The sequence below is a fragment of the Pediococcus acidilactici DSM 20284 genome, assembly GCF_000146325.1.
Taxonomy (GTDB): domain Bacteria; phylum Bacillota; class Bacilli; order Lactobacillales; family Lactobacillaceae; genus Pediococcus; species Pediococcus acidilactici.
The window spans coordinates 1556850-1581887 of record NZ_GL397067.1 but is presented as its reverse complement, the minus strand read 5'-3'; the positions used below and the strand labels follow the sequence as shown (position 1 = coordinate 1581887).

General features: G+C 43.4%; 25 protein-coding genes and 1 tRNA gene. 19 read left to right on the top strand and 7 right to left on the bottom strand.

The features are described from left to right. Positions 1–232: 232 nt before the first annotated feature. From HMPREF0623_RS07575 to HMPREF0623_RS07565, 3 genes are all read right to left on the bottom strand, one after another. A complete protein-coding gene (locus HMPREF0623_RS07575; protein WP_004166579.1) occupies positions 233–1006 on the bottom strand; it encodes an FxLYD domain-containing protein in 774 nt (257 codons plus the stop codon). 69 nt (positions 1007–1075) lie between these two features. Next, entirely contained in the window at positions 1076–1921 is an 846-nt protein-coding gene (locus HMPREF0623_RS07570) for a DNA/RNA non-specific endonuclease (protein ID WP_004166578.1), read from the bottom strand. Then, positions 1921–2829 (bottom strand): TgpA N-terminal domain-containing protein, encoded by a 909-nt coding sequence (locus tag HMPREF0623_RS07565; protein ID WP_004166577.1) that lies wholly within the window; start codon positions 2827–2829, stop codon positions 1921–1923. The genes HMPREF0623_RS07570 and HMPREF0623_RS07565 overlap by 1 nt, the downstream gene beginning before the upstream one ends. A 152-nt stretch (positions 2830–2981) precedes the next feature. Here HMPREF0623_RS07565 and HMPREF0623_RS07560 point away from each other — a divergent pair, with 152 nt between their 5' ends. The 4 genes from HMPREF0623_RS07560 to HMPREF0623_RS07545 are packed head-to-tail and all read left to right on the top strand — an operon-like array spanning position 2982 to position 6027. Further along, a complete protein-coding gene (locus HMPREF0623_RS07560; RefSeq protein ID WP_004166842.1) occupies positions 2982–3437 on the top strand; it encodes a CopY/TcrY family copper transport repressor in 456 nt (151 codons plus the stop codon). Next, entirely contained in the window at positions 3437–3811 is a 375-nt protein-coding gene (locus HMPREF0623_RS07555; RefSeq protein ID WP_004166574.1) for a cupredoxin domain-containing protein, read from the top strand. The genes HMPREF0623_RS07560 and HMPREF0623_RS07555 overlap by 1 nt, the downstream gene beginning before the upstream one ends. A gap of 18 nt (positions 3812–3829) precedes the next feature. Further along, positions 3830–4102, top strand: a complete 273-nt coding sequence (locus HMPREF0623_RS07550; protein WP_004166573.1) for a cupredoxin domain-containing protein — start codon at positions 3830–3832, stop codon at positions 4100–4102. Beyond that, a complete protein-coding gene (locus HMPREF0623_RS07545) occupies positions 4102–6027 on the top strand; it encodes a copper-translocating P-type ATPase (protein WP_004166572.1) in 1926 nt (641 codons plus the stop codon). Before HMPREF0623_RS07550 ends, HMPREF0623_RS07545 begins: the two co-directional genes overlap by 1 nt. Positions 6028–6220: 193 nt before the next feature. Here the strand turns inward: HMPREF0623_RS07545 and HMPREF0623_RS07540 are convergent, their stop codons facing one another. After that, a complete protein-coding gene (locus HMPREF0623_RS07540) occupies positions 6221–6748 on the bottom strand; it encodes a VanZ family protein (protein WP_004166571.1) in 528 nt (175 codons plus the stop codon). A 33-nt stretch (positions 6749–6781) separates the two neighbouring features. After that, a complete protein-coding gene (locus HMPREF0623_RS07535; protein WP_002829794.1) occupies positions 6782–8104 on the bottom strand; it encodes an APC family permease in 1323 nt (440 codons plus the stop codon). 118 nt (positions 8105–8222) lie between these two features. Here HMPREF0623_RS07535 and HMPREF0623_RS07530 point away from each other — a divergent pair, with 118 nt between their 5' ends. Then, positions 8223–8990 (top strand): GH25 family lysozyme, encoded by a 768-nt coding sequence (locus tag HMPREF0623_RS07530; RefSeq protein ID WP_004166570.1) that lies wholly within the window; start codon positions 8223–8225, stop codon positions 8988–8990. Between the two features lie 40 nt (positions 8991–9030). Here HMPREF0623_RS07530 and HMPREF0623_RS07525 read toward each other — a convergent pair whose 3' ends face one another. After that, positions 9031–9411: a DUF4828 domain-containing protein gene (locus HMPREF0623_RS07525; RefSeq protein ID WP_002829792.1), complete on the bottom strand. Its 381-nt coding sequence runs from the start codon at positions 9409–9411 to the stop codon at positions 9031–9033. Between the two features lie 311 nt (positions 9412–9722). Between HMPREF0623_RS07525 and HMPREF0623_RS07520 the strand changes: the two genes are divergently transcribed. From HMPREF0623_RS07520 to HMPREF0623_RS07490, 7 genes are all read left to right on the top strand, one after another. Next, positions 9723–10730, top strand: coding sequence for a Gfo/Idh/MocA family protein (locus tag HMPREF0623_RS07520; protein WP_004166568.1), 1008 nt, complete (start codon positions 9723–9725; stop codon positions 10728–10730). A gap of 6 nt (positions 10731–10736) precedes the next feature. Continuing rightward, a complete protein-coding gene (locus tag HMPREF0623_RS07515) occupies positions 10737–12053 on the top strand; it encodes a DEAD/DEAH box helicase (protein ID WP_002829790.1) in 1317 nt (438 codons plus the stop codon). Between the two features lie 93 nt (positions 12054–12146). Next, a complete protein-coding gene (locus tag HMPREF0623_RS07510; protein WP_004166567.1) occupies positions 12147–13178 on the top strand; it encodes an LCP family glycopolymer transferase in 1032 nt (343 codons plus the stop codon). 11 nt (positions 13179–13189) lie between these two features. Then, positions 13190–13426, top strand: coding sequence for a hypothetical protein (locus HMPREF0623_RS07505; protein WP_002829787.1), 237 nt, complete (start codon positions 13190–13192; stop codon positions 13424–13426). A gap of 282 nt (positions 13427–13708) precedes the next feature. Next, positions 13709–13963 carry a helix-turn-helix domain-containing protein gene (locus HMPREF0623_RS07500; RefSeq protein ID WP_002829785.1) on the top strand — a complete coding sequence of 85 codons (255 nt, stop codon included), beginning with the start codon at positions 13709–13711 and terminating at the stop codon, positions 13961–13963. A 236-nt stretch (positions 13964–14199) separates the two neighbouring features. Next, a tRNA-Arg gene (locus tag HMPREF0623_RS07495) sits at positions 14200–14273 on the top strand. 308 nt (positions 14274–14581) lie between these two features. Beyond that, a complete protein-coding gene (locus HMPREF0623_RS07490) occupies positions 14582–15559 on the top strand; it encodes a GMP reductase (RefSeq protein ID WP_002829784.1) in 978 nt (325 codons plus the stop codon). Between the two features lie 222 nt (positions 15560–15781). Here HMPREF0623_RS07490 and HMPREF0623_RS07485 read toward each other — a convergent pair whose 3' ends face one another. Further along, positions 15782–17989 carry an ATP-dependent Clp protease ATP-binding subunit gene (locus tag HMPREF0623_RS07485; RefSeq protein WP_004166566.1) on the bottom strand — a complete coding sequence of 736 codons (2208 nt, stop codon included), beginning with the start codon at positions 17987–17989 and terminating at the stop codon, positions 15782–15784. 215 nt (positions 17990–18204) lie between these two features. Here HMPREF0623_RS07485 and HMPREF0623_RS07480 point away from each other — a divergent pair, with 215 nt between their 5' ends. The 7 genes from HMPREF0623_RS07480 to HMPREF0623_RS07450 all read left to right on the top strand — a co-directional run bounded on the left by HMPREF0623_RS07480 (position 18205) and on the right by HMPREF0623_RS07450 (position 24742). Then, positions 18205–18393 (top strand): hypothetical protein, encoded by a 189-nt coding sequence (locus tag HMPREF0623_RS07480; RefSeq protein ID WP_002829780.1) that lies wholly within the window; start codon positions 18205–18207, stop codon positions 18391–18393. Between the two features lie 142 nt (positions 18394–18535). Then, complete coding sequence (locus HMPREF0623_RS07475; protein ID WP_002829779.1) at positions 18536–18802, top strand: phosphocarrier protein HPr; 267 nt, start codon at positions 18536–18538, stop codon at positions 18800–18802. Continuing rightward, positions 18802–20526 carry a phosphoenolpyruvate--protein phosphotransferase gene (ptsP, locus tag HMPREF0623_RS07470; protein WP_002829776.1) on the top strand — a complete coding sequence of 575 codons (1725 nt, stop codon included), beginning with the start codon at positions 18802–18804 and terminating at the stop codon, positions 20524–20526. The genes HMPREF0623_RS07475 and ptsP overlap by 1 nt, the downstream gene beginning before the upstream one ends. Positions 20527–20598: 72 nt before the next feature. After that, entirely contained in the window at positions 20599–21372 is a 774-nt protein-coding gene (locus HMPREF0623_RS07465) for an alpha/beta fold hydrolase (protein ID WP_004166564.1), read from the top strand. A gap of 85 nt (positions 21373–21457) precedes the next feature. Next, positions 21458–22645 (top strand): glycosyltransferase family 4 protein, encoded by a 1188-nt coding sequence (locus HMPREF0623_RS07460; protein ID WP_004166563.1) that lies wholly within the window; start codon positions 21458–21460, stop codon positions 22643–22645. A gap of 30 nt (positions 22646–22675) precedes the next feature. After that, positions 22676–23692, top strand: a complete 1017-nt coding sequence (locus tag HMPREF0623_RS07455; protein WP_004166561.1) for a glycosyltransferase family 4 protein — start codon at positions 22676–22678, stop codon at positions 23690–23692. A 12-nt stretch (positions 23693–23704) separates the two neighbouring features. After that, positions 23705–24742: a lysylphosphatidylglycerol synthase transmembrane domain-containing protein gene (locus HMPREF0623_RS07450; protein ID WP_260283077.1), complete on the top strand. Its 1038-nt coding sequence runs from the start codon at positions 23705–23707 to the stop codon at positions 24740–24742. The last annotated feature ends 296 nt before the right edge of the window (positions 24743–25038 follow it).

Sequence of the window (25038 nt, the reverse complement as noted above, 5' to 3'; positions counted from 1 at the left end):
GTAGTATTTTTATGGGACATACTATCATTTACTTTTGGTTATGTTTTGGAAGGCATGATTGAAACTTTAAGAATTGATAGTATGTTTTTTTGTGTAAAAAAGTGTGGATAGACAGTTAAAGCTGTTTATCCACACTTTTATAATAAAATGTTGAATTAAAATTATTTTTTATAATTAATATTTTATTTCCACCAGCAGAATTGAGCCGCTGCTGGTCACCAGGGTTGGAAGATTATTTACCAAATTCTACATAATCTTTGCTTACCTTAATTTGGTTAACTTCTGCATCTGTATCAAAACTAAGCTTTACTTTATCACCGTTTTCCCAATTTTCTGTATTTACATATTGGGTATCTGCGGTAGTGTCATCCTTATCAATAATTTTTACAATTAACCCTAAATTTTTAATTGTCTTTCCAGTTGTATTTTTTACAACTGCCTTATAGGTAGTAAAGGTATCTTCTGGGTATTCTTTTGGTTGTGCTTCGAAGTTTATACTTTTAATCAAGTTACTTAATTCTTTATTCTGGTTATTTTTTTCTACCTGGGCTTTTCCAGAGCCTTTTAATTCTTCAAGGTAATCCTTGTATTTAGCGGATACTTTTACTTTTTGAATTTTATTAATGGCAAGTAATTCAGCGTTTCGGTTGCTGGTAGCCTTATTCCACTTATCATAAAAAGAATCGGAGCCATAATATTTTAGCGTAGCTTTCTGCTTTTTTAATGCGTTAATGTAAGCAATAGCGTGTTCGTGTAGTTTATCATTTTTAAATTTTTTATTACTGTAACTAGAAATAGAATCTAGTTCTTTTTTGTCTAGTTGTTTATAGAAATCCTTGCTTTCATTATCCGGATCAGAATCAGATAATGACCATCTAGCTTCAAGCCCCTTTGATAGGTCGTTCATAAAAGCTTGGTCAGCGTATTTATCCTGTTTGTTTCCACAGGCAATTAGTAGTAACGAAACCGTTAATACAGCTGTTAATAAAGTAAGTATTTTTTTCATAAAAATTCCTCCATGAATGCGCTATTCTTTAAGTGTTTATACATATGGTTATTGAAGATGTAACTTCTCTTATTTCTCCACCGAACTAGTCCCGTCCGCGTAATTCAACTTCACGCCATCTTGGACGTTGAAGATGAAGACGTTGAAATGGATGTCGTTGTCACCGATGGACTGGGCTTCCATTTGGACGCCGCGGGCTAACAGGTCGTTGCCGTTGAAAATGGGGGTGACACGGTAACGAACGTAGTGTTTAGGGTCCTGTTTTAAGTAGTAGGCGATGTCCATTTCATGGGCGAGCATTTCTGGCGAATTCAATGAACGGGTTCCGGTCATTAGGTTTTTTAAGTTATTGTTTTGGCCGGTTAATTGGTAGCCAATCAAGTGACTGCGGTTATATAACCATCCCGAAGCAATCCGCTTATTGTGCCAACCGGTGGGGTTTACGGTTAGCGGTTCGCGTTTGGCGGTCGGCATCAAGGATTGGTTTAGCATGGCGTTGGCAGCCGTCGCTCGGTTGAGGTGATCAAGGTTGCCGTAACGTTGCCAAGCCCCTTTGTCGATAGATAGATCAGCCTTGGAAAACTTCGGCTGATTGTGGTTAACGACGACTTCCTGTTGCCCAGCATAATTTAGCTTGGCTAGGTTAGCGGTATCGGTTTGTTTGGTAGCCGCCGATTGATGAAGTTGTTTCTTCTTGTGGTTTAGTTGTTTGGTGAGCCGGTCATTTTTAGCCTGTGCTTTTGCAATCTTTTGCTTCAGCTCCCGGTTTTCCTTCTGAAGTTTACGGGTGGCTTTGCAGTGCGGATGAGTGTACTTCACCACGGTCTTTGCTTGAACCATTGGAGTAGGGTGGTAAACCACGCTACCCATCAAAAATGGCACGACTACTAATAGTGATTTTGCTTTTAATTTCATTATCTCAACGCCTTTCGATAACCTGCAGCTTGGGCTTCCGCTTCGGAATGGAAGTGAACCGCGTTAGCTGAATTCATGTGGTAACCGGCTTGTCCAGGGACGTGATAAATATGGGAATTAACGTTACCAATAATGTCCTGAGCGGTCCCGGTGTATGTATCGCCTTCGTCATCATTTGCTTGTGCTGCGGATTGTTGCCGGGCCTGGCGACTTTGTTGGGCAGCGGCCCGACTTTGCGCTGCGGCCGCTTTTTGTTGTGCTTGGGCCGCCTTTTTAGATGAAGCCGCGAATGCCTTACTTTCGCTTTCGGCGCGGGAGGCAGCTGCTTCACTTGCCGCGGCCGAGCGTGAGGAAGCTTCTTCGCGCTTGGCTTTGGAAGTAGCGATGGCGGTGGTGGCCTCCGCTTTCTCGCTAGCTAAGGTCGCGTTCTCGTGCTTAATCTTTTTTAGTTGGGCAACGAGTGCGGCGTGCTTTGCCTTAGCAGCTTGGTAATCTTTTTGGTCACTGCGCGCCACCTTGTGGACCACGTGGGTGCTTTCTACTTGAGCAGCGGATGAACTAGACTCCGTGTCCGGGGTAAACTGCACTGCCCCCACAAATAAGATGGCACTCAAAATTACGGGAACAATTGCGGGCCGGGCTGATTTCTTATGAAATAAATCAATAATTAAGGCAATTACAAACGAAATCAAACCAGCAAATCCTAGTAATGATACGGCATTGGCAAAGGATGTACTTTGGGCGATCACTAAAAGCATCAGCCAAATTGCCCAGACGGTTAGTCCCGAAAAGACTCGTGGATAATTACTTTTTGCCCAAAGGTGGTCTTTACTCCACCGGTAGGCATAATAACTCAATGAAATTGGAAAAAAGAGGATGATTAATCCCCATTTTAGGTACTTTGGCATAAAAGCTCCTCCAGTTGTTAAATTTTCCCCTTTAATAGAATACTATAGCGGGTCATGAGAAGAAAGGAGCTTTTACGTTGACAAATGTAAACCTGCCTTTTATACTAATCATGAAGGTTACAAATGTAAACGTAAAAGGGAGGAATGCCACGATGGAAAATACCGCAACGGAACTTAGCGGCGCCGAATGGGAAATTATGCGGATTGTTTGGACGCTCGGTGAGGCAAAAAGCACGGAAATTGTCCACTTGATGCAGCAATCAAAAAAGTGGACGGCTTCCACCATCAAAACGCTATTACGCCGGTTAGTGGCCAAGGGCGCGTTGCGTACCGAACGGCTGGGTCGGAAGTTTATTTACCATCCCACCATTGCCGAAAAACAGGCGATGGAGGCGACGACTACCGAGCTCTTTGCTCACATGTGCAACATGAAGAAGGGGCAGGTAATCACCAATTTAGTTGCCCAGACTACCTTAAGTAAGCAGGATATTAGCAATTTACAGGAGTTATTGCAACAAAAAGCCTCCACCGCGCCAGCAAAGGTGGAATGCAATTGCCTTCCGGAAACGGATTGTGACGAAACTTGCACCATGAAAGAGGGGGATTAATGATGACGAGATTGATTGTTTTAATAGTAGGATTAACGCTAATTGGTTTTATCGTTTGGTGGTTCTTCGGTAAACACGAAGCCCAGTCGGAAGTGGCGGAAGTTACTGGCGATACCCAGACGGTCGACGTGGAGGTTAACGGAGGCTACTCTCCCGAAAAGATTGTCTTGAAAAAGGGCGTTCCGGCAGTTTTAAACTTTACCCGGAAGGATCCGTCAAGCTGTTTGGACCGGGTGGTTTTCGCGGACTTTGGGATTAACCAAGCCTTACCACAAAACCAAACCGTGCCAATCAAAATCGATACCAGCAAGGCTGGCGAATATCAGTGGGCATGCGGAATGGATATGTTCCATGGCAAAGTCGAAGTTAAATAGCTAAGGGAGGTCATTTAAATGAAAGAGCAAACGCAAGTCGTTAACGTTACGGTCGCCGGTGGTTATCAACCGGCCGAAGTGCATTTTCAAAAGGGGATTCCCGCACAAATTAACTTTCGGCGGACCAGCCCCCAAGGCTGTTTGGACGTGGTGCATTCTTCGCAACTAAGATTTGAAGAACAGTTACCGCTTGACGAAACCAAGTCGGTCACTATCAATACGGACCACGCGGGAGAATTCCCGTTTAGCTGTGGCATGGACATGTTTAGCGGAAAAGTGGTGATTGAGTAATGAAAATTACAACTCGTTTTTGGATTTCGTTAATTTTTTCGTTACCAATGTTGGTCGAAATGATCTTGAAACCGTGGGGGTTCATGCTTCCCGGCGGCCACTGGACAATGTTAGCCTTAACTACTGTGGTAATGGCGTTGTCCGCGCGCCCATTTGCGCAAAGTGCGTGGGCGTCGTTTAAAAAACATCATTCCAACATGGATACGCTGGTGGCAATTGGGACCGCGACGGCGTACTTCTACAGTATTTACGCGATGATTACCGGCCAAGCGGTCTTCTTTGAAAGTGCGGCATTCGTCACCACCTTCGTCTTATTGGGCCAGGTTTTTGAAGAAAAAATGCGGAACAATGCTTCGGAAGCGGTCGAAAAGCTGGTTAATTTGCAAGCTAAGGAAGCCGAAGTACTCCGTGACGGAAAGTACGTCAAGGTGCCGCTCAGCGAAGTGGCCGTGGGCGACCAGATTCGGGTACGGCCGGGCGAAAAGATTGCCGTTGACGGAGTGATCGAATCGGGTTCCTCGACGATTGACGAATCAATGGTGACGGGGGAAAGCATGCCGGTAACTAAAAAGGTTGGTGACCACGTGATTGGTTCGACAATTAATAACACCGGGACCTTCGTCTTTAAAGCTAGCAAAGTTGGCAATGACACCATGTTGGCGCAAATTGTTGAATTGGTGAAGAAGGCCCAAAACAGCCATGCTCCAATCCAGAATTTGACCGACCGGGTTTCCGATATTTTCGTGCCGGTGGTCTTGATCTTAGCAATCGCGACTTTCTTAGTATGGTACGTCTTCCTCGGGGCTACGCTAGCACACGCGTTGATCTTCGCGGTTTCGGTCGTGGTGATTGCGTGTCCATGTGCCCTTGGTTTGGCAACTCCCACGGCGTTAATGGTCGGTACTGGCCGGGGGGCTAAGATGGGAATTTTAATCAAAAACGGTGAAGTTCTGGAAAAGGTGAACGAAGTTAAAACCATTATCTTTGATAAGACCGGCACGGTTACTAACGGAACTCCAGAAGTAACCGACGTGGTTGGCGACCGTGACCAGGTTTTACGGGTGGCAGCTAGTCTCGAACAATCTTCCGAACATCCCTTAGCAACCGCAATCACTAAGGCTGCGCAAAAAGCGGACATCGCTCCAGCGACGGTTACTAACTTTACGGCCGTGGAAGGTAAAGGGGTAAAAGCGCAGTTAAACGGCAAAACTGCCCTAGTAGGGAACGAAAAGTTATTGGACGACCTTGCCATCGATGAGCAGTGGCAAGATGCGATGATGGATTTACAAAAAGCGGCGAAAACGGTGGTCGTGGTGGCGCTAGATAACCGGGTAATCGGCTTAATTGCCATTCAAGACGCACCCAAGCCCACCTCTAAGGCAGCCATTGCCGAATTAAAGACCCAAGGGCTACAACCGGTCATGCTAACCGGGGATAACCACGTGGTCGCCAAGGCGATTGCGCGACAGGTCGGAATTGATACGGTAATTGCCGAAGTCCTTCCGCGGGATAAGGCGGAACGGGTAAAGAATTTCCAAAAGGCCGGTAAGGTTGCCTTTGTTGGGGATGGTATCAATGACGCTCCCGCATTGAGCACCGCAGACGTAGGAATCGCAATGGGTTCTGGAACCGACATTGCGATCGAATCCGGTGGCATTGTGCTAGTGAAAAACGATTTGCGCGACGTTGCAAAAGCATTGGAATTGAGCCGCAAGACCTTTAACCGAATTAAGTTAAACCTCTTTTGGGCGTTCATTTACAACGTTCTGGGCATTCCGGTGGCGGCCGGTGTTTTCTACCTCGCCGGAATTATTCTCAGTCCTGAATTAGCAGGATTAGCAATGGCGTTTAGTTCACTATCCGTAGTCACGAGTTCGGTACTCTTGAACCGGGCGAAGATTGCGCCGAAGTCGGCGACGGCATAATAAAAGAAGCTGAGAAAAAACTAAATATTATTTTGGCGTTTTGACTTTAATAAAGTCGAAACGTGCGCCAAAAGTCATTTTATTTCGCTTAATCAAAAAACGAGCGTTATGCCAAATTTAGGCATAACGCTCGTTTTTTTAATTCTTGCAAACTACCAACCTTTTGTTCCACGCTCTTTTTGGTATCGAGCAATTAAGCAAAGCTAGTATTCTTCAACCACGGACGAACCAAGCAGTAAAAGGCAAGGTAGCCGATTACCACTCCGGCCGCGTTAGTGAGAACGTCGGTAATGTCCACGGTCCGTTGGATGTTAATGATTATGTCCAAAATTAGTTGGTTGCCTTCGTTGAAAATTCCGACTAGGCCTGCGCAAAGAATGACAGTCAGCCAGTTTAGATGCCGGTGGAATAAAATTCCGAGATAAACGCCGGCTGGAATCGTCATTACGATGTTCATGTACGAACCCATCGAGCGCAATGCCGAAGGGTAGTAGATTATTTTAGCGTGGTGCCAATAGAAGTAGCGGGCGTAATAAGCGTACGGGTCAAAGAAGTATTGTCCCGGGGTAAATAAGAGCCACGCTACGCAAACTAGGTACACGGCTAAACTACCGAAAACTACGGCCCGGTCTAACGAAGGGCGCCGCTCGTAAGCAATCAAACAGCCGATCAAAATGATTAACGCGAGGCCAAGAAAGGGGATGTACTTAATAATAAACATTAGTTAGCCTCCTAATTTAGTTATGCATTTATCTTAACGATTAGCACGATTGGTCGCAAGAAATACGGGGATTCCTAACAAAGTTATAATAATTCCGGTAATTGCTAGAACCGGTTGGTTGATGATGGTCATGACCAATACGAAAGTCCCGCCGAGGATCGCCACAATTGGCAATAACGGATAAAGCGGCACCCGGTATGGCCTTTCTAATTCAGGTTGGGTGCGGCGCAATTTAATCACCGCGTAAAAGATTAAAACGTTAAAAATCCACATTACGAAAATTAACATGTCGGTTAATAAGTCAAAGGAACCGACGCTAATCATCAAAAGGGCGATTACTAATTGTAGTAATCCGGCTACGTACGGCACGCTGGTGCGGGAAAGCCGTTTTAAAGCCCGACTGAATGGCAACGAATTTTCTAAAGCCATTGCGTAAGGCACCCGAATTCCAGTCATTGTGTATCCATTTAGTGCGCCGTATACGGAAATCAAAATTCCAATGGTAACTAGTTTACCGCCCAAGTTACCTAGCAGGTGGGTGGCTGCCACGGAGGCGGCGTTAAGGTTGCCAGCAAGTTCGTGGATTGGCAGGGTCCGCAAGAAGATGAAATTAATCACTAAGTAGACCACCATAATTCCGGTGAGCCCTAAGCCAATTGCTAAAGGTAAGTCACGTTTGGGATTTTTCATTTCGCCGGCAATTGCGCCGATTCCTAACCAGCCATCGTAAGCAAATAGGGTAGCTAGCAAGCCGCCGCTAAATCCGGTTAAGGTTTGGGAAAAGTGACTGTTTGCTGGTAGCAGGCTGAGGTGTACCGGACTACTGGAACCCAGTCCCCAAATTACGATCACGATCAGCGGGATTAACTTAGCAATGAGGGCGACCGATTGTAACCGCGCCCCGTACTTAGCGCCCAGCAGGTTGACTCCGGTGACCGACGCGCCACAAAGCATGGCGATGGGCACCAAAAGCCCATTGGATAAGTGCAGCAAATTGATTAATTGGGTACTAAAGATGATTGAAAGGGCGGCGATGTTAGCCGGAAAATAAATCAAGGTTTGTGCCCAGCCCATTAAAAAGCCGGTCAGTTTGCCGTAACTGGCTTCAAGATACTTAATCGCGCCTCCGGTCACCGGGATGGCTGCGGCAAGTTCGGCACTGGTTAACCCGCCACAAATGGTCAAGATTCCTCCCGCAAGCCAAGCTAGTAAACTCAGCCCCGCGGATTGGGTACTGGCGGTGACGCTGGCTACTTTAAAGAAGACGCCCGCGCCGATTACCGTGCCCATTACGGTTGAAAAAGCTGCAAATAAACCGATGTTTTTTTGCAGCTGCTTTGGTTTTGAATTATTCATAAAAACCCCCTGAACGAACGTTGCCAGAAACGTTCGTGTTTTCTGAAAATATTTTTAATGATAATTCGAATATTATAGGGGATAAGTGTACAATATTCAACAATGAGGAGGCGGCACGATGAAACAAAATCTGCGCGCGGCTCAGCGTCCCCGGTTTGCTAAGGCAGCCATCAAACGTCAACGCCGATTGATTCTTTCCATCGTAATCGCGTTGGCGTTACTAATTGCGGGAGGCTGGGGAATCTTTTGGCACGTCCAACAGCAAGAACAGCAGACCCTTTCACCATATTCAATCCGCGGATGCGTGATTGATCAAGCAGATGGGATCGTCAATTTTCAAGATTTGGCTAAGCAAAAAGTAAAGTTTGTCTATTTAAATGCGACGACGGGCGCCACGTACTTTGATGATTCGTTTAACACGAACTACGACCGGTTACGTGCAACTAACCTTAAGGTCGGGGTGGTGCACAACTTTAGTTTTGAAAGAAGTGCGGTAAAGCAGCTTCAATATATTAGTCGCAAAGTGAAAAGTAATACCGGGCAGCTCCCGGTGGTAATCCGGGTGAGCTACTACGGGGAAGATACGGCGGAGAAGGTGGATTGGAAGAAGCAGGGCCCCATCTTAGCCGAGTTGGTCCGGCGGTTAGCTAATTATTATGGACAACCGGTCGTAATTAAGACTACTCCGGAAATTCGGCAACGACTGTATCCAAAATACGTTAAACAAAGCCAGTTTTGGTTGGAAGCCGAGAAAGTTCAAAAGGCCGACCGGCATGTAGAATTTGTGGAATACGATAATCAGCGGACGCTGAAGACCGACCGCCGGGAAATTGAATTGCCAGTTTCATATTTTAACGGCGGACGTCAGGAATGGCAGAAGTACTAGATGATGGGCAACTTTCAGTAAATGAAAAAGAGCCTGAAAATCAATCCTCTTTTTCGGGACGATTTTCAGGCTCTTTTTCTGCATCAACGATTGCGTAAGTTTCGTTGTTAGCTTCATCGTAAACGCTGATTGGGCGGTATTCGTTAGCCTTAACCACGAGGTGGTAGCCAAAACGGTCAATGAAGGTGATTCGGTAACTATCCAAATCTTCGACCACCGTTTTCAATAATTTTCCGTCCAGGTAAACGTCGTAGTTAGGTAAAATTTTTAATTCGTGTTCTCGATTAGTATTGGGCTCGTGATATAACCAGGTCCCGGCAAAGAAAAACGGACTGACGGTTTCTTCAGTTTTATCGGTTTTTTTAGAATCGAAACGAATTAATGAAAAAAGGTCACCAAGTGCTGTTTTTTGCCAGTTCATACGCCCATACTCCTTCTCTTTATTGTCCACTTAAATATAACATTATTTGGGTAGGCGAAGTAGTAAAACGGCTTAGTTTTTAGCACTTGTTAAAAAATTGAAGTAATCGAAATCGTTTTGTAATATTGCACCCCGCAACGATTAATGAAAGCGCTTATCAAGGGTGGTGATTTTTCCGTGGTTAAATATCTGCGGCAACCAAAAATTCTTTGCGAATTTACCAGTCGAGAAAACATTTTTGCAATTCTACGCTGAATAACTTACCTTAATTAAGGTAGAATAGAGTTAGAAATTTAAAGGAGGAAAACAGCATGATTAAATTTGGAATTATTGGAACTAATTGGATTACCCAGCAGTATGTGGATGCTGCCCATGCTAGCAAAGAATGGAAATTGACAGCGGTTTATTCGCGGACTCTCGAAAAGGCACACGAGTTTGGGGATAAGAACGGGGCAACTAAGTTCTACGACCAAATTGCCGATATGGTTAACGATGACGAAATTGATGCTGTTTACATTGCCTCACCTAACAGCTTGCACTTCGCTCAAGCTAAACAAGTTTTGGAAGCCGATAAGGTAGCGGTAGTGGAAAAGCCCATCGTTGCCAATCCTACCGAATGGATGGCATTAGACAAAATTTTAAAGGCGCACCCGCAAGCTAAACTATTCGAAGCAGCTCGGCATATTCACGAACCTAATTTCAAAGCAATCACCCAAAAGATTGCCGAAATGGACGAAATCCAGGGCGCAACGCTAACTTACGCGAAGTATTCTAGTCGGTTTGATAGTTATCTATCCGGCAACGAACCAAACATCTTTTCGTTGAAATTTGCCGGAGGCGCGCTGCAAGACCTCGGAGTTTACCTTGCATACGACGCGATGGTTTGGTTTGGAATGCCAGACGAAGTGGCTTACTTCAATCAAAAATTGCGCACTGGTGCCGATGGTAAGGGCGTCGCAATTTTACGTTACCCAGAATATGACGTGGTTCTAAACATTGGAAAGAACGTCAATTCAGAAATTGGTTCAGAAATTTATGGTTTGAAAGATACCATTATTATGGACAACGCGGCTGAATTAAACCGGGTTGAATATTTGAATGCGTCCGGAGACAAGGAATTGATTAGCACCGCTCCAGACGAAAACCCAATGATTGCCGAAGCAACTGACTTTGCGCGGGTAATTAACGATCCGGATGATCCGCAGAATCAAAGGGATTACCAAGAATGGCTAACTTTGAGTCGAAACGTCAATAAATTGCTCTATAACCTCCGGCAAAATGGTAAGATATACTTTACCAATGAAAAAGAAGAGGATTAAACTTTCATGAACGATTTATTTCAACAACATTTTCAAGAAAAGGGCTTTAAGCAACCAACCTTAATTCAAGAACGGGTTGCCGAACCGCTCCGGGCGGGAGAAACTGTCTTAGGACTTTCCCCAACTGGTTCCGGAAAAACCTTAGCATTTGCTTTGCCATTACTGGAAAAAGTGATTCCAGGCAACGGTCCGCAATTGCTAGTATTGGCGCCTTCCCAAGAGTTGGCGATCCAAACCACGGACGTTTTTCGCGAATGGGCAAGTTTAATTAACTTGAAGACTACCTCAATCACCGGCGGAGCGAACGTGCAACGTCAGATTGAACGGTTAAAAAAGAAGAAGCCCGAGATTATCGTAGGAACCCCTGGGCGAGTACTTACCTTAATTAATGAGCGACGCCTCAAGGTGAAGGAAATTCAGAGTTTAGTAATTGACGAAGCTGACGAAATTTTGACGGGGGAAGCCCTCGAAGACGTGCGTCAGATTGAAGACCAATTACCGAGTGACGTCCAATTGAGCTTCTTTTCAGCCACTAACGACCTTGCAATAGATGATTTGCAAACCTGGTTTGGCGTAACGCCGCAAGTAATTGACGTCCGGGCTGAAGACCAGACCCGGGGGGCGGTGCAACACGGTTGGCTAACTGCTTCACCGAAGAACAAACCACAAATTTTACGCCAATTAAGTCGGGTAAAGAAGTTCCAAGGGTTGGTATTCTTTAACCACGTAGCGACGATGGAAAAAATTACCGCCCTTTTGAAGCACGAAGGCGTTAAGGTCGGCAAAATTGCGGGACACCAGGTACAAATTGACCGGGCTGCAGCAATGCGCCGGTTTAAGAAGAAGGAACTTTCCTTATTAATGGTTACCGACGTTGCGGCTCGGGGATTGGACATTGAAAACCTCCCGGCCGTAATTAACTACGACATTCCGCGGGACGCCACTACCTACACTCATCGGGTTGGACGGACCGGACGCATGGGCCAGGCGGGCTTTGTGATTAGCCTGGGAGATGACCACGACATCCGAAACCTAAAGAAGATCTTGCGGGAGCTGGACCAACCGGCAGAAAAATTGGCAATTGCTAACCGCCAGATAATGACCGCTACTAAAGCTCGGCAAGTTGCCGAACAAGTGGCGGACGAAAAACAAACGTCTGCGCCAGTTGCCGAAGAAGCGCCACAAAAAGCTCCTTTACGGGATGTTAAAACTCGTAAAGCAGCAACGAAGGTGAGCCCCGTTGCTTCCTCAAAGCCTAAGAAAAAAGGGAAGAAGAAGCATTTGAAACGGAAGGGGAAGCCCCGCGCAAAGAAATCAAATTAAATATTATTTAGTTTTGCTTAATTATTAATTTTTTAGTTAAAAAGGGCCTGAAATAGTGTAATATAGTCACTGTTGAAAGGTGGGTATAATTTTATGCGTAGAGAACGTAGAAGAGCGTCGCACACGGTGCGCAATACTATTTTAATTGTTATAGCAGTTATTTTGCTTGGTGGAATATTCTATGGGGTGCGCAAGTACCAGAATGTCAAAAATGCGGTTGATAGTACCTACAGTAGTGCAGGTATTAAAAAACAACGGAATACCGCCGATTTAGTTGCTAATAAAAAGCCAATTTCGATCCTATTAATGGGAACGGATACCGGAGCACTCGGTCGTTCGTATAAGGGACGGACCGATAGTATGATGGTGGTTACGATTAATCCAAAGACAAATAAAACGACGATTACTAGCATCCCGCGGGATTTAGGGGTTACCATTCCAGGGTACGAAGAAAAGTCGCCGTCTAAAATTAACGCTGCTTACGCATTTGGTAAGGCAGGAACTGCGATTCGCGCGGTACAATCGGTTTTCAACATTCCGATTGATTACTACGTCTTAGTTAACATGGGTGGCATGCAAAAGGTCGTTGACGAAGTAGGTGGAGTTGATATTACTCCAACGCTCAGCTTTACGTATGATGGTTATACCTTTAAAAAGGGTGTTAAGACTCACATGGACGGGAAGAAGGCGCTGGCCTACTCCCGGATGCGTTATGACGATCCGCAAAACGATTACGGGCGTCAGACTAGACAAAGGGCAGTGTTAACTGCTATCCTTGGCAAGAGCAGTTCGGTTTCAGCATTGCTTAATAAAGACTTTATCGATTCAATTGCTAACGAAACCCAAACCGACTTTACGTTTGGTAACCTCGTGGACTTGGCAAAGAATTACCGGGCCGCATCGAAGAACATTGAAGAAACCCATGCTCAAGGCAGTGGTCAAATGGTCAATGGACAATCGATGGAAATTGTTTCCCACACCGAGCTACAACGGGTGACTGATTTCATAAGAAAAGGCCTCGGCTTGAAGCACGCCGAAACCGGGACTGCGGCGTTATCAGCTAATGGAGCTGCTAACGTAAGTAATAGTCAGGTAGAGAGTGAAAACATTAATGCAGGGAATTAAAGGAGATAACAATGGCGGATAAGGAAAAAGTTGACGAAAAGAAACCATTTGATGTAGGCGACGAAGTTACGGTGAAGAAAACTGATCTTCTACCAACTGGTTTTGCAGGAACCGTTGGAAAAGTCTATGAAAACTCAATTTTAATCGAAATTGACCCAGCCAGCGTTGCTAATTCACGTTCAGAGGAATTGCACGATTTACATGGTCGGGTTGTAGTACGGATGAGTGAAGCAACTAAAAAAGCTTAAGCCTTCTCTAGGAACTCCAAATCGGGTAAGAAGAGCCGGTTTGGGGTTTTTTATTACATTTATTGTTCTTGATCTTTTTCTTTGTGGTAAAATACAGTATGCCCGTTTTTGTTTATTATCTTGTGATACATAGGGGGGAGTAGCTAGTATTTTAAGAAAGATTAAGTTTGAGCCTATTACAAGCCATATAACAGTTTTTTTGCTAATATAAGGATAAATAGATTTACCCTTTAGATAACAAGACACGCTGAGAGTTTGAATGTAGAGAAAAGAGGAATAAGTATGTCGAAAAATTTAAAAATTGACCTTAACACAGATGAATTAATCGGAAGTCGTGAAGCAAGCCTAATGTGGGGCAAGCAAAAGGATTACGTGCGAACAATCTATAACAAGTATCCAGAACGCTTCCCAACAGGCACAATCCGAAAATTTGGTAAACAATTAATCGTTACCCGTGAAGGCATGGAAAGTGTAACGGGGATTAAGTACGAAGACTTGGATAAGAAAAACATTGAAAAGGCAAAGCTTCCTAGATAATTTTTTGAAATACTAGGTTACACCGGCTTGAAAAATTTTCAAATTCGAGCATTATTCTGAACAAGGTTTCAGAAATTATGAACCGTCCATATTTGTTAGACAAAATCTAATAATTACTGGGACGGTTTTTTTAGTTGTTTAGGGGTGGAATGAAGAGATGCCTTTTAGGAGAGGTGCTACTAATCTGGCAGGACAACTTTACAGAATTTAAAATTCATGTAATACTAAATTATTAGGTCTCCGTGGCTCAACTGGATAGAGCAATCGCCTCCTAAGCGATAGGTTGCGAGTTCGATTCTCGCCGGGGACATTGTTATATGGCTTGAAGCGTTGCGGACAAAGGGATTTCGAAAGAAAGTGCCAACCAAATGCCTTTCAAGAAGCATCCAACGATTTAAAAGTTGGGTGCTTTTTTTGTTTGCGGATCAATTGTACTAGAATCGCGGGAGAAATGGTGAATAATTCGCATAATGACATTATCATTAGATGATAAGAAATATATTAACGATTTATTAGGTGAGAAAGCGAACTTTTTTAACTTGTTTTGTTGATAAAGTTAGTGTATATTATTGCTTGGTGGCGATTGGCCATTAATTTAATCAATTCGAGGGGACCAGAATGAAAGTATTTGATTATGAAGACATTCAACTAATTCCAGCTAAGTGTGTTGTTCGCAGCCGTAGTGAATGTGATCCAACAGTTGAATTGGGAAAACATACGTTTAAGCTACCGGTAGTGCCGGCTAATATGCAGACCATTATCAACGAAGAAATTGCGGAAAAGTTAGCGGCAGATGGCTATTTTTACATCATGCACCGTTTTGAACCAGAAACTCGGTTAGCTTTTGTCAAAAAAATGAAGGCTAAAGGATTGATTTCTTCTATTAGTGTGGGTGTTAAAGACGGCGAATACGACTTTATTGACGAATTAGCTGCTAAGAATTTAGTCCCTGACTACATTACGATTGACGTGGCCCATGGGCATGCGCAAACCGTAATTGACATGATTCATTACATTAAAGAAAAATTACCAGAAAGTTTTGTAATTGCTGGAAACGTCGGGACTCCTGAAGGGGTTCGTGAACTAGAAAGTGCCGGCGCGGACGCAACTAAAATTGGAATTGGACCAGGAAAGGTCTGCATTACTAAGTTGAAGACTGGTTTTGGAACCGGCGGCTGGCAACTATCAGCTTTACGTTGGTGTGCAAAAGTTGCTCGTAAGCCACTGATTGCCGATGGCGGAATCCGGAACCACGGGGACATTGCAAAATCAATTCGCTTCGGGGCAACCATGGTGATGATTGGTTCGTTATTTGCAGGACATATCGAATCACCAGGGGAAACCAAGGTGGAAGACGGTGTCACCTATAAGGAATACTTCGGTAGTGCTTCTCAATACCAAAAGGGAGAGGCGAAAAACGTCGAAGGGAAGAAGATTTGGATTCATCAACGCGGACATTTAGCGGATACGTTGAAGGCAATGCAAGAAGATTTGCAGTCGGCGGTTTCATATGCGGGAGGACGCGATTTGGAATCGATTAGAAAGGTCGACTACGTAATTGTGAAGAATTCGATTTTTAATGGGGATATATTATAAGAGTGCTCTGAAACCTGGGCAGCTTTTGAGGATTAACGAAGTTAAGGCGTTGATTGCGGTTTAAGCAATCGGCGCCTTAATTTGGTTAACCGGAAAAAGCTAGGTTTCAGAGCACGTTTCGGCTATGCAGCGACTCAAAAGCCCACCAAACAGAACAAAAAAAGGGGCCAGAATTTCAGCAATGAAATCCTGGTCCCATTTTTAAAAGAAACTAATCAGAAATTATTTTTTGTCGTCAGGGGCAACTTCAATCTTGTCGTCCTTGATGCGAGCAATTAATTGTTTTTCACTTGGGTGATCGAGGTAGAAGTCCGCGATCCGATCTTCAATTTGCTCTTGGATGACCCGCCGCAATGGCCGAGCCCCCATCTTAGGATCGTATCCAAGTTCGACAAGGCGTTCTTCCACTGGTTTGGTAACGTTCACGTGCAAGCCTTGGGTTGCTAGCATCTTGTTAACGTCGGCAATCATCAAGTCCACGATTTGCATTAGGTTATCCTTAGTCAACGCGTGGAATTCAACGATGTCGTCAAACCGGTTAAGGAATTCAGGCTTGAAGTAGTTGCCAAGTTTGTCGAGTACGGAATGGGTCTTACCTTGCATTGCCGCACCGAAACCAACGTCGGCTTCAACGTCGCCTGATCCAGCATTAGAAGTCATGATGATGATCGTATCCTTGAAGCTGACCGTCCGACCTTGTGAATCAGTCAAACGACCGTCGTCAAGAATTTGTAAGAACATGTGCATCACGTCTGGATGAGCTTTTTCTACTTCATCAAGCAAAATCAAGCTGTAAGGATGCCGCCGAACTTGTTCGGTTAATTGGCCAGCTTCTTCGTAGCCCACGTACCCTGGAGGCGAACCGATCAATTTAGATATTGAATGTGGCTCCATATATTCACTCATGTCAAAACGAATCATGGCATCTTTGGAACCAAAGAGTTGATCAGCTAATTGTTTAGCCAATTCAGTCTTACCAACTCCGGTAGGGCCAACGAAGAGGAACGAACCAATTGGCCGTCCAGTTCCGTTAAGTCCGATCCGGTTCCGCCGGATTGCCCGGGAAATCTTATCAACCGCTTCGTCTTGACCAATAACGTGCGCTTTTAAGTTGCTAGCAAGGTTTTGCAACTGTTCTTGCTCTTGTTTTTGCAAGTCGCCGACCGGAATGTCCGTCTTTGATTCGATGATCTTTTCCATATCCTCTGCGGTAATGGTTGGTTCATCTTCCTTATTAGTTGCGCCATCCTTGTTCTTTTCTAACTTAGAAACTTGGTCACGGTAGTAGGCTGCTTTTTCGTAGTCTTCCGATTCCAGAGCCTTCTTCTTTTCAGCTTCGGCTTCGTCAATCTTCTTTTGAATGGTTTCCGGATCCGCTACGTTGATGGTTAAGTTCTTCTTTGAACCGGCTTCATCAAGAAGGTCGATTGCCTTATCTGGCAAGTACCGGTCTTGAATATACCGCTTGGACAACTTAACCGCCGCCACGATCGCGTCGTCAGTGTAGTGAACGTGGTGGTAATCTTCGTACTTCTTTTGGATACCTTTCAAAATCTTGATTGCTTCTTCTTCACTAGGTTCGTCGACTTGAACGGGTTGCAACCGGCGAGCAAGCGCCGCATCCTTTTCAATGTCCCGGAACTCTTTCAAAGTGGTGGCCCCGACTAGTTGGAAGTCACCCCGTGCAAGGGCAGGCTTTAAAACGTTTCCGGCGTCCATGCCGCCTTCCGCATTTCCGGCACCCACAATTTCGTGAATTTCGTCAATGAAGACGATTAAGTCCGGATTATTTTGAACTTCCTTCATTAATTCCTGCATCCGTTGTTCGAATTGACCACGAATTCCGGTACCTTGAACTAATGAAACGACGTCCAAACGAATAATTTGTTTATTCAATAATTTTTGTGGTACTGAGCCTTCCACAATCCGTTGTGCCAGACCTTCAACTACCGCAGTTTTACCAACTCCAGCTTCACCGATTAAAACCGGGTTGTTCTTGGTCCGTCGATTCAAAATTTCAATAACGCGTTCAATTTCTTTATCACGACCGATCACGGGGTCGATCTTTCCTTGTTTTGCTAAATCTGTTAAGTTTAAACCGTATTGGCCTAGAAGAGGGCTTCCGTTACCGCCGTTGGGGTTATTTCCACCGCCGCGGCCTACTTGAGTAGGGGGAACTTGTTGTCCGTACATATCTTCCGGACGACTTACGTTGCCACCTTGCATTGCACGGAAAATGTCGTCTAAGTTACCAAATCCAAATGGATCTTGTGCCATACGCGCACCTCCATTTCCATTATTGTTATTAAGTTGTTGGTTCTTCAAAAGTTGATAGCAATTTTGACAAAGGTTAACCTCTGTCCTTCGACCATTCACGTTAGTATATAAATGAATGGTTGCTTCGTTCTTATGACAATTTTGACAAAGCATGTGCTGTCTCCCTTCTATAATGAAGTTATGAAAGAAACTAATCAGCCATTACGTCAAAAAATGTTTGACCAATATTGACCATAACTAAATTATACACGCTCTTTTAAATTGTGCAAGGAGTTTGATTCAAAATTGGAAAAAGGTATTGTGGAGGCGCCAGTATTGTAAAAATTAGTATAAAGGTATAGAATAAATAAGCTAAATGAGGTGTTAAAATGCGTGATTATTTGAAGCTTTTAAATGATTTAAAAGATGGGGTACTCGATGAGCTAACGATCACAGCCGAAGAGTTCCAAGAATTCCAACCGGTTTTTATGGATTTTCCGGAACGCAAGCAGTTAATCGGTGAAGCCCAACGTGGCGGAACAATTACTTACCGTTACGAGAATAACAAAAAACAATAAGGCAGTTGATTTTTGTTTTATGTAAGGGCTTGCTTTAAGGCTCGTAAATTGATATTATCTTGTCAAAGGCTTGTAAATGGATGACGCGACAAGCAACTTCATTTATAGCAAAATTTAGTGTTACTAAGGAGAGAAATATATTATGGAAAAACGCGACTTTCATGTAATTGCAGAAACAGGTATTCATGCTCGTCCAGCAACATTGTTGGTACAAGCAGCAAGCAAGTTCAACTCAGACATTCAATTAACATACAAGGACAAGTCTGTTAACTTGAAGTCAATCATGGGTGTAATGTCACTTGGTGTTGGCCAAGGCGCAGACGTTACAATCTCTGCTGACGGTGACGACGAAGCTGACGCAATCGCTGCACTTGAAGACACAATGAAGAAAGAAGGACTTTCCGAATAATGACTGGGACATTAAAGGGTATAGCAGCTAGTGATGGAATTGCCATCGCTAAAGCTTACTTAATGGTGGATCCCGATCTTTCTTTCGAAAAGAAGACTATTACGGATGTCGATGCTGAAATTAATCGTCTCCATGATGCTTTAGAACAGTCTAAAAAGGAACTAACCCTTATTAAAGCTAAAGCTGCTGAAAATCTTGGAGCTGAAGAAGCAGAAGTTTTTGAAGCTCATCTAACGATTCTTTCAGATCCAGAGTTGATTGGTAACATTGAAGATAAGATCAAAAATGATACCATCAACGCTGAAGAAGCTACAAAAGAAGTGACTGACAACTTCATCGCGATGTTTGAAGCAATGACCGACAATGCTTACATGCAAGAACGGGCTGCAGATATTCGTGACGTTACTAAACGGTTGATGAGTCACTTACTTGGTGTTGAATTGCCAAATCCAGCTTTGATCGACTCCGAAGTCATCATTGTTGCTCATGATTTAACACCTAGTGACACGGCCCAATTGGATCGTCGTTACGTTAAAGGTTTTATCACTGATATTGGTGGACGGACTTCACATTCAGCCATTATGTCGCGGACCTTGGAAATTCCTGCGGTAGTGGGTTCTGAAAAGGCTACTACTAGCGTTAAGCAAGGCGATATGATGATTGTCGATGGTTTAACTGGGGATGCGCTAATCAATCCTTCTGATGATGAAATCAAAGAATATGAACAAAAGAGTGCAGATTTCAAAGCTCAAAAAGCTGAATGGGAAAAGTTAAAGAATGAACGGACCGTTTCTAAAGACGGTGTACACTTTGACTTAGCTGCTAACATTGGTACTCCAGATGACTTACAAGGTGTTCTGGATAACGGCGGTGAAGCAGTTGGTTTATTCCGTTCTGAATTCTTGTACATGAATGCTTCTGAATTACCTTCTGAAGATCAACAATTTGAAGCTTACAAAAAAGTTGTTGAAGGAATGAACGGTAAGCAAGTTGTAGTTCGGACTATGGATATTGGTGGAGATAAGGACCTTCCTTACTTACCATTACCTGAAGAAATGAATCCGTTCTTAGGCTACCGGGCAATCCGGATTAGTTTAGACCGCACGGATTTGTTCCGGACCCAATTACGGGCGCTTCTTCGTGCTTCAGCATACGGTAAGCTAGCAATTATGTTCCCAATGATTGCTACGGTAGCTGAATTCAAGAAGGCTCGGGCAATTTACGACGACGAGCGTCAAAAGATGATCGATGCAGGTACTAAGGTTGGTGAAATCCAAGTCGGGATGATGATGGAAATCCCAGCAGCTGCAATGATCGCTGATAAGCTCGCTAAGTATGTTGATTTCTTCAGTATCGGTACAAATGATTTGATTCAATACTCATTTGCTGCAGACCGTGGTAACGAAAAGGTTTCATATCTTTATCAACCATACAACCCATCACTGCTTCGTTTGATTAAGCAAACGATCGATGCTTCCCATGCGGAAGGCAAGTGGACCGGGATGTGTGGTGAAATGGCTGGCGATCAAATCGCTGTACCAATTCTAATGGGTCTTGGTTTGGATGAATTCTCAATGAGTGCTACTTCAATTTTGAAGACTCGCTCATTGATGAAGAAGCTAAGCACGGACGATATGAAGAAGTTAGCTGAAAAGGCTATCACAGAAGCGGAAACTAACAAAGATGTAATTAAGTTAGTTGAAGAAACTGTTAATAACAAGTAAGCTGAATAAGTTAACTGGGAACCGTTGACCATTGGGTCGCGGTTCCTTTTTGTTTTATATAAGGAGCGACGTATGGAATTTATACTAAAAACTGGAGAAACCATCTATTACGAAGACCAGGGAGAAGGGATCCCCATCCTGTTTTTAACGGGTTTTGGCGGAAATACGGAAATTTGGTCAGGCCAAGTTAACTTCTTCTTACAACATGGTTACCGGGTGATCCGGTTGGACTACCTTAACCATGGTCGTTCGGACCGGGTTGACTATGATTTGAAGATTGGCGATTTGGCTGACGAAGTACTTCAATTAGTGGATGCGTTAGAGATTAAAGAACCGATTGGAATTGGCAATTCAATGGGGGCCGCTGTTTTATGGAATATTTTATCGATTCGGGGCTGGGATTTTGTTAGCAAGGCTATTTTCGTTGATCAATCGCCTAGAATGATGAACGATGATCAATGGCATTACGGCTTTAAAAATTTAAACGAAGCTAACTTTGAACAACTGATGAGCGAGCCTATTTTACGGCCAGCTTACCGTCGAATTGAGGGGTACGTTTACAAGAATTCTAAGGCCATTGATTCTAAATATCCTTTTTCACAGCCTAAAAACCGTTCTTTAGTGAAGGGACACGCGAGAAAGGATTGGCGTCCGGTTTTGCGAGCAGCCACAAAACCAGTATTGTTTATCTTAGGGGAAAAGAGTCCGTTTTTTAATCCCCAGATGGGGGATGCACTTAAACAGCTCAATTCCCGTATTCAAGTGGAGGTAATGTCAAACGTTGGCCACATTCCGATGGCAGAAGAGCCTGCCCAATTCAACCAACTAGTTTTACGTTTTTTATAAGGTAGAGGCAGCTGTTTGCATATCGCATTTTAAACCAATATAATTAGAGAAAGTAGTTTAATTAGGACAAAGAGGGAGATTCGCTGTGAATATTGGACTGTTTACTGACACCTATTTTCCACAAGTTAGTGGGGTAGCAACGTCAATTAAAACGCTGCGTGATCAGTTAGAAAAACAGGGGCATCAAGTTTATATTTTCACGACGACGGATCCGAAAGTTGATACAAACGTCTATGAACGGAACGTATTTCGTTTTACTAGCATTCCGTTTGTATCATTTACCGACCGTCGAATTGCAATCAGTGGGTTTATTCGTGCTACTCAGATTGCTAAGGAACTTAACCTTGATATTGTCCACACCCAGACGGAGTTTTCCTTAGGTTGGATGGGAAAGTTTGTTGCTAAAGCTTTAAAAATTCCGGTAATCCATACGTACCACACGATGTATGAGGATTATTTACACTATGTAGCCAACGGGAAATTACTCAAGCCGTACCACGTTAAGCAGATGACGCGGGCGTTTTGTTATCACATTGACGGGATTGTTGCTCCAAGTGAACGGGTGCAGCGAACAATTCAACGTTACGGGATTCAAGTTCCCACGCGCATCATTCCAACGGGGGTTAACTTGGAACAGTACCAAAAAGATAGCAATCCCCAACAATGCCGTGAAGCATTAGGATATGATGCAAAGACACCAGTTTTGCTATCCTTAAGTCGCTTGGCGTACGAAAAGAATATCCAAGAAGTGATTGATTGCTTCCCCGCAATCTTAAAAGAGGTTCCGGATGCCCAGTTGTTGATAGTGGGGGATGGTCCTGCGCGGACTAGCCTGGAAAACCAGGTTCATGATTTAGGTTTGGAAAAGCACGTTAAATTTACAGGCGAAATTAATAATGATCAAGTTTACCGTTATTATCAAGCGGCCGACCTATTTGTTTCGGCTTCTGATTCGGAATCGCAGGGGTTAACGTATATTGAAGCGATGGCTTCGCATTTAAAAGTGGTGGCCAAATCAGGGCCGTATACGGACGAGTTGCTAGATGATCCTTCGTTAGGGAAGGTTTTTGATACCGAAGGGCAGCTCGTGCAAGCAATTAAGCGGTATATTGAACATCCGGATGAATTTAATGATCCACGTCCTCGGGAAAAGAAGCTCTATGAAATTTCCGCGGATTATTTTGGAAAGCGGATTGTAGATTACTATAATAGTGCAATCAGCGCTCATGCCGATTTGGAACATGGCTCAAAGAAAGAGTCTGAACTGGAATAATTTTGTTTAACGTTAGGGGTTAGTTAGGTTATGCCAATTAAGGTGAACATGTTTTCGTCCGCCAGTAAGGTTAAGGGACAAGGAGTTGGTAGTGCGTATGAAGAATTGATTCGTTTGCTGAAGACGCATTTTCCTAAAGAAATTGATTTATCAATTAATCGTTATACGCAAGCGGATATCAGTCATTATCATACAATTGATCCCCAATTTTTTGTGTCCACTTTTACTAAAAAGCGGGGCGTAAAGGTGGGGTACGTTCATTTTCTCCCAGAAACTATCGAGGGGAGTCTTAAGATTCCACAACCCTTTCGTTGGTTATTCTATAAGTACATTATCGCGTTCTATAAACGAATGGATCAGATTGTAGTAGTGAACCCAACTTTTATTGATCAATTAGTTAAGTACGGAATTAAACGGGAAATTATTACTTACATACCTAATTTTGTTCGGAAGGACGAGTTTTACCAGTACGATGCCGAACAACGCCGCCAAGTTAGGGAACAACTGGGTGTGCAAGACCGGTTTACCATTTTAGGAATTGGTCAGGTGCAAGAACGAAAAGGCGTAAAGGATTTTATCAAGCTTGCTCAACAACACCCAGAGATGTATTTTATCTGGGCAGGCGGATTTTCGTTTGGTAGGTTAACGGATGGGTATGCTGATTTAAAAAAGGTGGTTGATAATCCTCCAGCAAACTTAAAATTTACTGGAATTGTGGACCGGAATAAGTTAGTGGAATACTATAATGCCGCGGACTTATTTTTATTGCCTTCTTATAATGAACTGTTTCCGATGTCGGTTCTCGAGGCCTTCAGTTGCGGAACCCCGGTGATGTTACGTGATTTAGACTTGTATCATTCAATTATTAAGGGCTATTACATTGCGGCGGACAATTACGCTGAAATGGATCAAAAATTGAGTGCGTTAGTCAAAAATCCGGCACAACTGAGGGATTATCAGCAGCGTGCAGACCAAGCTTCGGCAGAATATTCAGAAGATCATTTAGCAGAGATTTGGCTAAATTATTATTCATCTTTGCTTAAATAGGGGGGAATCATTATTACAAGGAAAAACAAGATTGTCCTTGTCGTGATGATTTTGGCCGGATTGGTAATTTTTGGCTATTCGTTGCGTGGGGTTAATTTGCACCAAGTCTCGCATGATATTTTGAATCTAAACGTGGGCTGGCTTTTAGTGGCCCTATTATGTATTATCTTGTATCTAGGCTTCGAAGCCGTTGCAACTAAAGTATTGGTGGAAAGTAACGGCGATCGACTGTCTTGGAAAGATGCAATTCGAATTCCATTGATTGAGCAGCTCTTTAATGGACTGACTCCTTTTTCTTCCGGGGGACAGCCAGCTCAGTTAGTGGCTTTAATGCAGAGTGGTATTGAAGGCGGCCGAGCTAGTTCAGTACTATTAATGAAGTTCGTGGTTTTTCAGTCAATGGTTGTATTGAACTTTATTTTTAGTCTGTTGATTGGCTTCCAGTATTTGGAAGATAAGATTAAATTTCTTTCTTGGTTTGTGCTATTTGGTTTTTTGATTCACTTAGCAGTAATTATCGGGTTATTGATGATTATGTACTGGCATAACTTTACCAAGAAAATGTTTGACCTTATCTTTATTCCGATTAAACGATTCACTAAACCGGAGCGTTATTTAAGGTGGAAGACGTCGATTGATGCAAAGGTGGACACTTTCTACTTAGAAAGCGTACGGATGAAGTCGCAATGGCGGTTATTAGCCAAGGTAGCGTTATTAACCTTTTTGCAACTACTGTTTTATTATCTAATTCCATATTTCATCCTATTAGCATTAGGAAAGACTCACGTGCATCTAATTATGGTGACGTGCTTGCATGTACTGATCTTCATGGTGATTTCGCTATTCCCCATTCCTGGAGGCGCAGGAGGGGCGGAGTATGGCTTTAGTGTTATCTTTGCCCAGTTCGTAGGTAATAGTAGCAAGCTGGTTTTAGCCATGATAATTTGGCGTTTGCTCACTTACTATTTTGGAATGTTTGCGGGAATGTTTGCAACGGTAATAAAACCAAACCGGATTAATCGGATAGTACCTAAAAAAACGAGCGAATAAGCTCGTTTTTTATTTTTTTTAAAAAAAGCCTTGACCTGATTTAGTAATCTTGATACTATATTTAAGTGCTCTTCGATAAGGGTGCATCAAGGCGTTGAGCGATTTAAAAAAATCTCAACTCAAAAAAAGTTGTTGACAGATTTTGATGCTTAATGTTAAGATGTATGAGCTGGTGTTTTTCGCCAGTTAGTGAGATTTCAAATAAAACAATTTAAAAAAAGTTGTTGACAATTGATTCTCATGATGATATATTTAAATAGTTGTCAAAAACGTTATAAACGTTGATACGACAACGC